The organism is Coprococcus sp. OM04-5BH (assembly GCF_003482105.1).
GTDB lineage: Bacteria > Bacillota > Clostridia > Lachnospirales > Lachnospiraceae > Coprococcus.
The window spans coordinates 794,613-806,836 of sequence record NZ_QULM01000001.1 but is presented as its reverse complement, the minus strand read 5'-3'; the positions used below and the strand labels follow the sequence as shown (position 1 = coordinate 806,836).

Annotated in this window: 10 protein-coding genes; 1 reads left to right on the top strand and 9 read right to left on the bottom strand. The window is 40.5% G+C overall.

Features of this window, described 5'->3' with window-relative positions; all coding sequences use genetic code 11:
• The first annotated feature begins 185 nt into the window (after nt 1-185).
• The gene (locus DXB54_RS03430; RefSeq protein WP_021938875.1) at nt 186-899 is read left to right on the top strand and encodes a TraX family protein; all 714 of its coding nucleotides are present in this window, start codon (nt 186-188) and stop codon (nt 897-899) included.
• A gap of 261 nt (nt 900-1,160) precedes the next feature.
• Here the strand turns inward: DXB54_RS03430 and DXB54_RS03425 are convergent, their stop codons facing one another.
• The 9 genes from DXB54_RS03425 to DXB54_RS03385 form a co-directional block, all read right to left on the bottom strand.
• Nucleotides 1,161-1,322: a cysteine-rich KTR domain-containing protein gene (locus DXB54_RS03425; protein WP_118694247.1), complete on the bottom strand. Its 162-nt coding sequence runs from the start codon at nt 1,320-1,322 to the stop codon at nt 1,161-1,163.
• A 121-nt stretch (nt 1,323-1,443) separates the two neighbouring features.
• The gene (locus tag DXB54_RS03420; RefSeq protein ID WP_147361008.1) at nt 1,444-2,454 is read right to left on the bottom strand and encodes a hypothetical protein; all 1,011 of its coding nucleotides are present in this window, start codon (nt 2,452-2,454) and stop codon (nt 1,444-1,446) included.
• Between the two features lie 512 nt (nt 2,455-2,966).
• The gene (locus DXB54_RS03415) at nt 2,967-4,232 is read right to left on the bottom strand and encodes an RES domain-containing protein (protein WP_118694245.1); all 1,266 of its coding nucleotides are present in this window, start codon (nt 4,230-4,232) and stop codon (nt 2,967-2,969) included.
• 473 nt (nt 4,233-4,705) lie between these two features.
• Nucleotides 4,706-6,097: a 23S rRNA (uracil(1939)-C(5))-methyltransferase RlmD gene (gene rlmD, locus DXB54_RS03410; RefSeq protein ID WP_118694499.1), complete on the bottom strand. Its 1,392-nt coding sequence runs from the start codon at nt 6,095-6,097 to the stop codon at nt 4,706-4,708.
• A gap of 220 nt (nt 6,098-6,317) precedes the next feature.
• Complete coding sequence (locus DXB54_RS03405) at nt 6,318-6,830, bottom strand: metallophosphoesterase family protein (RefSeq protein WP_118694244.1); 513 nt, start codon at nt 6,828-6,830, stop codon at nt 6,318-6,320.
• On the bottom strand, nt 6,811-7,410 hold the full coding sequence (locus DXB54_RS03400) for an XTP/dITP diphosphatase (protein WP_021938880.1): 600 nt from the start codon (nt 7,408-7,410) through the stop codon (nt 6,811-6,813). Before DXB54_RS03400 ends, DXB54_RS03405 begins: the two co-directional genes overlap by 20 nt.
• 218 nt (nt 7,411-7,628) lie before the next feature.
• A complete protein-coding gene (locus DXB54_RS03395) occupies nt 7,629-8,786 on the bottom strand; it encodes a THUMP domain-containing class I SAM-dependent RNA methyltransferase (RefSeq protein ID WP_021938881.1) in 1,158 nt (385 codons plus the stop codon).
• Between the two features lie 309 nt (nt 8,787-9,095).
• The gene (locus tag DXB54_RS03390) at nt 9,096-9,401 is read right to left on the bottom strand and encodes a rhodanese-like domain-containing protein (RefSeq protein ID WP_021938882.1); all 306 of its coding nucleotides are present in this window, start codon (nt 9,399-9,401) and stop codon (nt 9,096-9,098) included.
• Nucleotides 9,402-9,580: 179 nt separating this feature from the next.
• On the bottom strand, nt 9,581-12,220 hold the full coding sequence (locus tag DXB54_RS03385) for a valine--tRNA ligase (protein ID WP_118694243.1): 2,640 nt from the start codon (nt 12,218-12,220) through the stop codon (nt 9,581-9,583).
• Between the last annotated feature and the right edge of the window lie 4 nt (nt 12,221-12,224).

Sequence of the window (12,224 nt, the reverse complement as noted above, 5' to 3'; positions counted from 1 at the left end):
ATCAGCACATTTCGAATAAACTCTTCTTTTATATGGTTTTTTCAAAACAACTATAGTAATATAGAGTTATCACAATCTTAGCTTCCTACTATTCAACGGTTCCTTTTCGCCATATCCAGTGGGGTGGGTAAAGATGACCCAATAAGTGAATGTAATTGAAGAAATTAAAAAAAGGACTATTTTTTATGAACAATATAAAAGAAAGAATAAAAATATTTTCAGGGGCGCAGCTTAAATACATTGCTTTTCTATCTATGCTTATCGATCACACAAACAAAGCGTTAATCTATCCGAATTTGGATGGAGGAGCATTGAATCGGTTGAGTGACTTTTTTGATATTTTAGGAAGAATCGCATTTCCAATATTCATCTTCCTTCTCGTGGAAGGCTATTTCCACACAAAAAATAAATGGAAGTATTTAATTACACTTCTTGTATTTGGAGTAATATCAGAAATTCCTTTTGATATGTGTACAACAGCTACATTTTTTGAAGCCAACTGGAACAATATTATGTTTACGTTAGCCTTGGTGCTTGCCATGATCTGGCTGATTGATGTACTCAAGGAAAAGATGGCAGCATTGCCGAAAGCTTTATGGTATTTCGTATCATTTCTCATTGTGGCAGTATTGTGCTTTGCTGCAATGAATCTGGGATTAGATTATGAACACCATGCGGTGCTGATTGGATATTTCTGTTATATTTTTCATGACCGACAGGCACTTGCGATTCCATTTTCCTATCTTTCCATGTTCAAAGAACCATGGGCTTTGCTTGGATTTGGCCTGACACTTACTTATAATGGAGAACGTGGAAAACAGAATAAGTGGTTTAATTATCTTTTTTATCCAGTACATTTGCTGATTTTAGGAATTATAAGAATGTGTCTTAAGATTTGAATATGAAATTTTAAAAAGGACTTTTCTTTTAAAATGAACGAAAAGTCCTCTTTTTGCGTAGATGACTGTTATTTCACAGCCCCTTCTACTTTAATAAGTTTATTCATTTTCGATTCTTTTTCTTATTTCATTAGCAATAACATTGTAATCATGCTCACTTAATTTTCTAAAACTGCCTTGTACTTGTGATCCCCACTTTGTTTTATTTTTGATGAATTCCAAGTCATCCCATACCGGTTCTTCTGAATAAAAATAAACACCTTACACTTCTACACTAGCCATAAATTTTGAGTGCTTTGTAACATAGTAAATTATCTTATCACTTGTTTCCATAGCTTTAGACTTAATACTTCTATCTTCTCTGATTTGATTACGAGTTTTATTGCCACAAACAGGACAGAGTATCCATTCTATTTTTTCCATTTCAACACCTCGCTATTGTCCAAAAGCTGCTTTCTTGTTCTTTGTCCTTGAAGAGACAAAAAAAGAGCATTTATGCTTTTACACATAAATGCTCTAACGCTGTTCTATTATAAATTTTTTCCTACACTACAGTAAAATAATCGTTCATACTAATACTGTCCTCACTTGATTTGATATTAGGCTTTCCATTCTCTCCAACAAGTGTCGGAAGCAAACTAATCTGTGGATGAATTTGGTTATATACTTCTTCAAACAAATCAACAAGTGCATCAAAATACTCGCAACACTCTTTATAAACATCATGAATCTTAAAGCGATATTTTTCATCAGTACAATCCTCGTATCTGAAAATTTCCCCTTGCGCATATTCATAATCTATAGAGAAATCATCTGTATAATCATATTTAATTTCCCCTACCTCAATATCAGTATTATCTTTTTCATAAATTTTCTGTTTGAATCCTACCTCTATATGTTCATCCCGTAAATTGATTTTTTTTCCATTTATATTTAACCAAAAATCATATGGTTCATATAATTCTTCAAAACTTAAGGCGTGATTATGTTTTAACGCATTACACAGTGAACGTACTGTAAACAACTTACTAGTGCCTTCAATATAGACAGAAAAGAATGAATTTATTTTTGCTTCAAGTGGATTAGATGTGGTCTGTAAGTACGCCATAACTTTCCTATACTCACAATCTCGTTCAGCCAACAGCACCCAATCCTGCGTATTTCTTATTATCTCATTTTTATTTTTTAACTGTCTCGTTTGAAGCGATGCCCCTCGATTAAACTCTACCCATATCCTATAATAAAACCATGGAATTTGTAGCAACAAGTCAAAAGAATTATTTAAGTCTTCAATCGCATGACGAATATGTAATGTCTTTGCAAAGTTTTTCCCTGATTCATCACTTGGTATATCTTCGATATAAGACAATGAAAAATGAGCCATTGCCATCGTATCTCTTGCATCGTTAAACTTCTTTATTGCGATTCTCCCATCGTTTCCAGGAACATCCATATAGTATTCTGGAGAATATAAATCATCAAATCTCAAATCCTTCATTTTTGTATCCTTTCTGTAAAAATCTATTACCAAACGCAACATCTCATATTCTGTCATATCCCCACAAGTCCAGATGTGTTATTATGTATCATTAATTATAATATCAAACCTAAATTTATACAACAACACTTCAATCATCATGAGACTGAAAAATCCGCCATTTCTGCCCAAATGCACACTATCGTTTTTTGAGTAGGGGTAATCGTTAAATTTGAACCCTCAACGCTCAAAGGGTGCATTGTATCAATTTATGGTACGCAAGCCAGTGAGATGGTACGCCAATAACTATCTATATATTCTTGCCTCCTCTAACTCGCAAGCCATATTGGGTGTCCAGATTGGTACAATTTTTGAATGGATGCTATCGTTTTTACGTTTACCGCAAACGCCATGAACGACTTTCTGAGATTTCCGCTTTGATATCCACCAAGAACTAAGACAACTTTGAGTGCTAGAGTTATCGCTCCATCCACAAGGCTATATTTTGACCGTTATTTCAATTCATAATATTTAGATTGGAACATCTTTTTTGTTACATTTCAATTTCATAAGCAAACCATAAATTATTCTTATAACATTCTCTTTTCTATCACGTTGCCAGCTTTTCCATCATTTAAAACATCAATCACCTCAATATAGTTTAAATCAAAGCATTTTGTAAACGACTGTAAAATAGGAAGCATATCAGATAAATATGGATCACCAAATGGATACGGGTACGCATCGTGAATATGTTCTGTATCTGGTCCGCAAAAGAATACATAACTTTTTCCTTCACTAACACTACTTTTAAAACATATTCCATCATAATGTTTGCTTCTCAAATATTCTGCGATTACTTGTGTCGCAACATAATCGTAAGAGTGATCTTCCACTTTATCATCAACTGGCATTGTGATTTCATTCACAAAACTTTTCAAAAATGAAGATATCCACCGCCCATCATGATTATAATCATCTTCAAAAATACTTCCTGCCCAATAAAAAGAACTTCTTGAAAAGTCAATAATCTGTAACGAATCCTTTAATTTAAACTCAGCTACAACTGCCCTTTTCCCATTAAGACGACACTCAGCAAACGCAGTGTCCTTGTCTCCTGCAACATATAAATATGATATTCCTGCAGGGCTCATTCTATTTGTCTTTGCTTTATTATATGGTGCGGGACCCATCTCTTTATATGGATCTATTCCAGTGATATCCTTAATAGAATCATCCTGCTCTCTCGCACGATAGAATATCGTACCTATATCGATATCCGTAATAAAATCATAAAGATATGTGTTTATTTTTTCCAAGCATTTGTTGCGAATTTCAAGACCATCTACATCGAAAAATCTATTGTAATGTTTAATTGTATGCTTAAATAACTCCCAGTTATAATATATTTGTGTTGCCTCTAAACCATATAAATCATCTTTAACTACAAAACATTCTATATCAATATCATAAAAAGGATTATAAGCCCCATCCTTTTGCTCTTCATATGATAATAACCCTAAAAATAATTCATCAAGCAGCGCATCACTGTCTGTAATATCTGCAAATACCTCCTCTTCCATCAATATTTCTCTAACTGAATATACTGTTGCCTCTTTTCCATCTGGTCCTAAATACATTTCGTCTTCACTATCGTACATAGCCCCGGTGCCTTCATCTATATATTCATATGCTTTTTCTAAACATGAACAAATATACTCCCCTAATGTTCTTGGTGATATTAGTGATACATTATGCGAACCACAATATTCGCACTCTCCCACAATACTACTATTTTCCTGAATAAATTTTTTAATCGCTTCGTTTGAAAAACATTCCTCACAACAATATGACATATCTAAATCTCCCCTCTTTTACAGTCAACAATAGCAACCTTCTTGATGGCCTTTATTCCATTCTTCCTAACTTATCACACTCTTTCTATCCTTTTTATTTTACCTCTAAAAGCGTATCATCTCAACTCTCTCACCATCACCGATATCTTTTGCGAATAATACATCTGCAAAATTTCTTCATATTCCCGTTCTTGCTCCCACATAACTATCAAAAACGGCACCTCATATCGCTACAAGGTGCCAAATCTCCCATTTTTTGCTTCAAATTATCATTCCTGTCAACTCGACCTGCAAATATCCAACCTATCCACTCAACCTACCCATTTTACAAGCTGTCAACTCAACCCTCCGCCATTTTTTCATGTAGATATGTTCCCTCTAACAGCAAACTTCTCATTTTCCGGTCGTGTTGCCCAATGTCCAAAATCTGCTTCACCTCGGAAATCCCTTGTTTTCAAGCCTTTTTCTTACATTTACTTCTCGTCTTTTGACATCAACACGACACTCTCCACATGCACCGTATTCACAAACTGATCCACAGCACAAGCTTTTACTACCCTATAACCTCTCTCCTGCAGAGTCACAAGGTCTCTTGCAAGGGAGGTTGGCTTACAGCTTATATACACAAGCTCGTCAACGCCGTAGGCAATGATCTTCTCCAGTGCCTTGGGATTTATTCCGTCACGAGGCGGATCAAGTACTATTATGTCCGGCTTGTCTGTTATGGAATCAATAACCTTGAGCACATCGCCTGCTATGAACTGGCAATTGTCCAGTCCATTCAGTTCGGCATTTGCCCTGGCAGCATCCACAGCCTCAGAGACTATTTCAACTCCTACTACCTTCCTGGCAACGGCAGACAGCATCTGGGCAATAGTACCGGTTCCACTGTACAGATCAAAGATGACCTTATCCTTTGTGTCTCCCACATACTCTCTGGCTTTGCTGTAGAGTCTGGCAGCACTGGCAGTATTTGTCTGGAAGAATGAGAATGGGGAAATCTTAAACTTAAGTCCCAGCAATTCTTCGTAAATAAACTCTGTTCCATACAGCACGTCTAACTTTTCACATATTACTGCATCTGCCATTGAGTCATTTGTGGTATGGAGTATGCCGGCAATCTTTCCTGAAAGGCTGCCGGATTTCTCAAGTCGAAGAAGTCCTGCCACATATTCGTCAAGATCCATTGCTTCTATATTCTGTGAACTTGTCACAAGATTAATGAGCAGTTCCTTTGAAGTGTATGACTGCCTTATGACAAGATGCCTGAGCAGCCCTGTGTGCTGTATCTTCCTGTAATATGGGAGTTCATTATCCTTACAGAACTTCACAGTGTAATCTACGATTGCATTGTAATCCGGACTGACGATATCACAGTCTTCCATCTGGACGATATCGTACATGCTATTCTTCTTATGAAGTCCAAGGGCAAGGGGTCCATCCTTATATTCATCTCCAAATGAATATTCCATCTTATTTCTATATCCGGATGTAACAGGAGAACCAATTATCCCTTCCCATTTGTATGGATTTTCTTCTGTATTTATCACCCCATCTAAAAGCTTCTTCACCATATCGGCTTTCAACTTCAACTGGTTCTCATAGCTCATGGTCTGATAGCTGCAGCCTCCACACTGACCGAAATGTGAGCACACCGGTTTACTATCTTCAAGAGGTGACGGCTTGAGGACTTCCAAGGTTCTTGCTTCTGCCCGGCCGCTCTTTAATTTTATTACCTGTGCACTTACCTCCTGTCCGGGAAGTGCCCCTTTTATTGTAACCTTTCTATCGCCACACATGAAGCTTCCCTTGTTTGGGAAATCATATTCCGCAATAGTTCCTGTTATTATGTCACGCTTCTTCAATCCTGTATCCTCCATATACTGTAATCCTGACTTGTTTTCCCATTACATTAATTTAAGTCATAATCCAAGTCACAACCTGTATCTATCTCCAACAAAGGGGCAGCTTACTGGGCTGCCCCTTACTTTCCACTAAATAGTCTCTCCTTAAGAGAATCCATCGGTGTAGGATCTGTACTCTCTCTTTAAAAGAACCAACCAGTGTAGGATCTGTACTCTCTCTTTAAAAGAACCAATCAGTGTAGGATCTGTACTCTCTCTTTAATGAGTTTTCTGCGAAGAATGGTGTTCCGTTCTGGTCGAATTCCAGAAGGATGAATTTACCCTCTGCACCGTCCCGCGGAAGTGCCAGCGAGCCGGGATTTGCAATGTATATTCCATTGCGGTTCTCCACCTTCTGGACATGGGTATGTCCGTACAGTACGATGTCATAGCCGTTCCTCACCGCAAGCTCATAGAGATCGTCAGTTCCAAAGCCCACCTTATGCAAATGTCCGTGGGTTATGAATACCTTCTTTCCCTCGATCTCAAGCTCTTCCTCCCGTGGAAGTCCACACATAAAATCATTATTTCCTGCGATCATGTGGATCTCGCAATCGAACATTTCCTCCACATAATCAAGATCTCCGGCAATGTCTCCAAGATGGATCACCATGTCCACCTCACCCACCTTCTCAGCAACCTTTACAATGCTGCTTCGTCTTCCATGAGTATCACTAATTATCAGAATTTTCATCGATTACTTCCTTTATCAATCTAAGTGCATTTCCTCTGTGGCTTATCTCGTTCTTCTCCTCAGGTGACAGCTCTGCTGTTGACACACCTCTGTCCGGCAGGAAGAAGATAGGATCATATCCAAATCCATTCTCGCCACGCTCTTCATATCCTATTATTCCCTCTATGGTTCCGCGTCTTGTTATTGTCCTGCCATCCGGAAATGCTGCCGCAATGGCACATACGAACCTGGCTGTCCTCTCGCTGTCAGGAACTCCCTCAAGCTTGTCTATGATAGCCTTGTTCTTAATTCTATAGGATGTATCCTCCCCCATAAATCTTGCTGAATATATTCCCGGTGCCTTGTCCAGATAGTCAACCTCAAGGCCGGAATCGTCTGCCAGTACAAGGCAATTTGCCACATTTCTGATAGCCTCAGCCTTGATTATGGCATTCTCTTCAAATGTCTTTCCATCCTCAACTATATCTATGTCTATTCCCGCTTCCTTCATAGACTGTATCTCATAGCCACAGTCCGCAAGGATCATGCGGATCTCTTTCATCTTATTTTCATTCCCTGTTGCAAATATTAGCTTCTTCATACGCTTCTCCTTCTTACGCCAACACAAATCTCATCCATTATGTGATTCATCACACGATATCATAAATTCCGACTGCAACGCCTTTTTTACACCTATCACACATTCTCATAAATGTCACCTGCAACGCCATTTTTCACACCCATCACAGGTGCTGTCTACAATGTCAATTTATGACATGTCGTCTTCACCTATATAGCCATTGCCAAAGTCTCTTCATGTCATGATCTTCTCGGTGGCTTCGGTCCCATAAACTGATAGAAATAGGACTTTATCATTCCGTTGTATATCTTCCTGTTCTTGTCGGCTTTTCTGCCTATATATTTCTCAGCATCCTTGTAAGAGGTGATCAGGAACATTGACCAGCTATCCAGATTTCTGTAGGCTTCACCAATGGTTCTGTACAACTCCGGAAGGGCTTCCTTCTCCTCAAGTCTCTCACCGTAAGGTGGATTGGTCATTACAAAGCCATACTTCTTAGGATTGCTGAGATCCTTAACATCCCTCTGCTGAAAATGAATATGCTTGTCCACGCCTGCACATCTGGCATTCTCCATGGCACACTTCACTATGTCGCCGTCCAGATCGTAGCCCTGGATATTCATCTTCACGTCATTATCTATCATGTCATGAGCCTCGTCTATGGTCTCATACCACATCTTTTTATTTCCGATCTTCACCCACTCCGCTGCGGTGAAGTCCCTGTCCATTCCCGGTGCGATATTTGCCCCGATCATGGCAGCCTCTATTGGAAATGTTCCGCTTCCGCAGAAAGGATCCACCAGCACTCTGTCCTTGTGCCACGGTGTCAGCATAATAAGAGCAGCCGCCAGAGTCTCTGAGATCGGTGCCTTACCTACCAGCCTTCTGTAGCCTCTCTTGTGCAGAGATATTCCCGAGGTGTCGATTGCCAGGGTAACTATGTCCTTGAAGATAAATACGCGGACAGGATATGACGCCCCCTCCTCTGTGAACCAGTTCACATGGTAGGTCTGCTTCATCCTCTCAACCATTGCTTTCTTCACAATGGACTGGATATCTGATGGTGAAAATAATGCACTCTTGTTGGAGGTTGCCTTTGAAACCCAGAACTTCGCATCCCTGGTAAGTATATTCTCCCAAGGTATCGCCTTCGTCCCCTCAAAGAGCTCGTCAAATGTGGTTGCCTTGAAGCTTCCGCACTTAAGCATGATCCTCTCTGCGGTCCTTATGAATACATTTGCCCGGGCTATTGCTTCCACATCTCCTGCAAATGTAATACGCCCGTCCTCCACAGACACGATCTCGTATCCAAGCTCCAATATTTCCTTCTTCAGTACTGACTCCAGACCAAAATGGCAGGGAGCAATAAGCTCCACTCTGTCTAAATTATCTATCATCCCGTATTTACTCCTGATCAAGTTCTAAAATAAAACCTTAAATCCAGGCTCCACACCTTCCCTACACCGGAGAATATATTACAGAGCCCGGATTCTTAATTTATCTGTTTATCAATGTCATATCACATGATCTTATACATACCGAACATCTCATATATGACATTTCTATATTTTATACTTCACTCTTTAAACCATTGTCATTACAATTCCGCAATTTATACTTCCCTATTTAAACCATTGTCATTACAGCTCTGCAATTTATACTTTGCATTTTAAGATCATTGCAGCAATAATTTTGGCATAATTACTTTACGATCTGCTGAGTGCTCCCTTGTACTGCTTCAATCCGCCCACGGCATTAACAACATCATAGCCGTCATCAAATAACCGCTTGGCAGCCACAGCACTGCTTCCTCCATGCATACAATACACCAGCAGGGTCTTGCTTTTCGGCAGCCTGTAATTCTTTGACTTTATTGTATCTAAAGGAACATTCAGGGCAAGAGGTATATGCCCCGAATCAAATTCCGCTTTGGTCCGAACATCAATTATGATACCACCTGTATTCATGGCCTCTGATATGATGTTCCTTATGGGAATATTTCTGAATCTCATAACATCAAGAACCTCTCAGTCAACGTGATTTCCTATTATACGGGGTGCATGATATTATAATATTCCCGGAAAAATGTAATGTGCCTGCATCTTAAACCCAAACACTCTGTGTTTCCTGCGATTTTAATGTGTTCACATGGCAAGTCAAAGTGTCCGTGTTTCCTGTGATTTTAATAAACTTAAATAAGCTGTGAGAGTCTCTCCTCTACCTGGCTCTTCATCTCTGTATACTTTGCAAGCTTAGCTCTCTCTTCCTCAACCTTTGCTGCAGGTGCCTTGTCAACAAACTTAGGATTTGCAAGCATGCCTGAAGCTCTCTTTATCTCGCCATCAAGCTTCTTAACCTCGCCCTTGAGTCTCTCGATCTCCTTGTCGATATCAACAAGCTCTGCAAGAGGAATGTAAAGCACTGCATCATGGATAACTGTTGATACAGCATTTGCATCTATTCCTGTCTTATCCTCCTGAACATATACAGCATTAGCATATCCAAGGGTTGCGAAGAAGTTCTTTGAAGCCTCGAACCTGTCTCTTATCTCCGACTTTTCTGACACTACATAAACCGAAGCCTTCTTGCTTGGTGGTACATTCATTCCTGTACGGAGATTTCTGATGGCACGGACTGCTGCCTTGATGGTATCAACAGCTTCCTCGTCTGCCTTGAAGCTCCACTCTTCCTTGTACTCAGGCCACTTGGAGATCATGATAGACTCCTCCTCATCCTGAATGTTACAGAAGATCTCCTCTGTGATAAATGGCATGTATGGGTGCAGAAGCTTCAACGCATTTATAAGGACTGTCTTGAGCGTCCAGAGAGCTGCTGCCTTTGTGGTGTCATCATCATTGTAGAGTCTTGGCTTAACCATCTCTATATACCAGTCACAGAATTCCTCCCAGATGAAGTCGTATACCTTCTGAACAGCAATACCGAGCTCGTACTTGTCAAGGTTTTCTGTTACAGCTACCGCAAGGTCATTTACCTTTGAAAGGATCCATCTGTCTGCAATGGTAAGGTCGCTTAACTTAACCTGTGAGAAGTCTGCCTTCTCCATATTCATCATTATGAAACGAGTTGCGTTCCATATCTTATTTGCAAAGTTTCTTGAGTTCTCAACACGCTCCCAGTAGAAACGCATATCATTTCCGGGTGCATTACCTGTGATAAGTGTGAGACGGAGTGCGTCTGCACCGTACTTGTCGATAACCTCAAGAGGGTCGATACCATTTCCAAGGGATTTACTCATCTTACGTCCCTGATCATCACGGACAAGGCCGTGGATAAGCACATGCTTGAATGGGCTCTTTCCTGTCTGCTCCAGGGCTGAGAATACCATACGGATTACCCAGAAGAAGATGATGTCATATCCTGTTACAAGCACACTTGTAGGATAGAAGTAATCATACTCAGGAGTCTTGTCAGGCCAGCCGAGAGTTGAAAATGGCCATAATGCTGATGAGAACCATGTATCAAGGGTATCCTCATCCTGTGTTATATTTGCACTTCCGCACTTGCTGCACTTGCAAGGTGTCTGTCTGCTTACTGTTGTTGCACCACAGTCTGCACAGTACCATGCAGGTATTCTGTGTCCCCACCAGAGCTGTCTTGATATACACCAGTCTCTGATGTTCTCCAGCCAGTGGATATATGTCTTGTCAAACTGCTCAGGTACAAATGAAAGCTCATCTGTCTTAACTACCTTGAGGGCAGCCTCACCCATTTCCTTCATACGTACGAACCACTGAGGCTTGATCATTGGCTCAACAGTTGTCTTACATCTGTCATGGGTACCTACGTTATGGCTGTGCGGAACAACCTTAACCAGAAGTCCCAGAGCGTCAAGGTCTGCAACCATCTGCTTTCTTGCCTCATAACGATCCATTCCGGCATATCTGCCACCTAGCTCGTTAATGGTGGCATCATCATTCAAGATATTTATCTCTTCAAGATTATGACGCTTTCCTACCTCGAAGTCGTTAGGGTCGTGGGCAGGTGTAATCTTAACACAGCCTGTTCCGAACTCCTTGTCAACATACGGATCCGCAATAACAGGAATCTGTCTGTCGGTAAGAGGAAGCTCCAACATCTTTCCTACTATATCCTTATATCTCTCATCATCAGGATTTACAGCTACGGCTGTATCACCGAGAAGTGTCTCTGGACGGGTTGTAGCAATCTCTACGAATCTTCCCGGCTCTCCAACTACAGGATAGTTGATATGCCAGAAATGTCCTTCCTGCTCCTCATGTATAACCTCAGCGTCTGAGATAGATGTCTTACATACAGGACACCAGTTTATGATCCTTGAACCCTTGTAGATATAGCCCTTCTCATAGAGATTACAGAACACCTCTGTAACGGCCTTTGAGCAGCCCTCATCCATGGTAAATCTCTCACGATCCCAGTCGGCGGATGAACCCATCTTCTTAAGCTGGCTGACGATACGGTTGCCGTACTCTTCCTTCCATGCCCAGGCATGCTTCAAGAATGCCTCACGTCCGATCTCCTTCTTATCTATTCCCTCGGCCTTAAGCTTCTCTGTAACCTTAACCTCTGTTGCTATTGCGGCATGATCGGTTCCCGGCTGCCACAATGCTGAGTATCCCTGCATTCTCTTAAATCTGATGAGGATATCCTGCATTGTATTGTCAAGAGCGTGTCCCATGTGAAGCTGTCCTGTTACATTTGGAGGTGGCATTACTATTGTAAATGGCTTCTTACTCCTGTCTACCTCTGCATGGAAATACTTCTTCTCTTCCCATTTCCTGTACAGTCTGTCTTCAATCTCCGCCGGATTGTAGGTTTTTTCTAGTTCTTTCATAATC

What these genes read in the sequence shown, in the direction of transcription:
- DXB54_RS03420 (WP_147361008.1), bottom strand. Translation starts at nt 2,454, where the DNA reads ATGACAGAATATGAGATGTTGCGTTTGGTAATAGATTTTTACAGAAAG.
- DXB54_RS03430 (WP_021938875.1), top strand. Translation starts at nt 186, where the DNA reads ATGAACAATATAAAAGAAAGAATAAAAATATTTTCAGGGGCGCAGCTT.
- DXB54_RS03395 (WP_021938881.1), bottom strand. Translation starts at nt 8,786, where the DNA reads ATGATAGATAATTTAGACAGAGTGGAGCTTATTGCTCCCTGCCATTTT.
- DXB54_RS03390 (WP_021938882.1), bottom strand. Translation starts at nt 9,401, where the DNA reads ATGAGATTCAGAAATATTCCCATAAGGAACATCATATCAGAGGCCATG.
- DXB54_RS03385 (WP_118694243.1), bottom strand. Translation starts at nt 12,220, where the DNA reads ATGAAAGAACTAGAAAAAACCTACAATCCGGCGGAGATTGAAGACAGA.
- DXB54_RS03415 (WP_118694245.1), bottom strand. Translation starts at nt 4,232, where the DNA reads ATGTCATATTGTTGTGAGGAATGTTTTTCAAACGAAGCGATTAAAAAA.
- DXB54_RS03425 (WP_118694247.1), bottom strand. Translation starts at nt 1,322, where the DNA reads ATGGAAAAAATAGAATGGATACTCTGTCCTGTTTGTGGCAATAAAACT.
- DXB54_RS03400 (WP_021938880.1), bottom strand. Translation starts at nt 7,410, where the DNA reads ATGAAGAAGCTAATATTTGCAACAGGGAATGAAAATAAGATGAAAGAG.
- DXB54_RS03405 (WP_118694244.1), bottom strand. Translation starts at nt 6,830, where the DNA reads ATGAAAATTCTGATAATTAGTGATACTCATGGAAGACGAAGCAGCATT.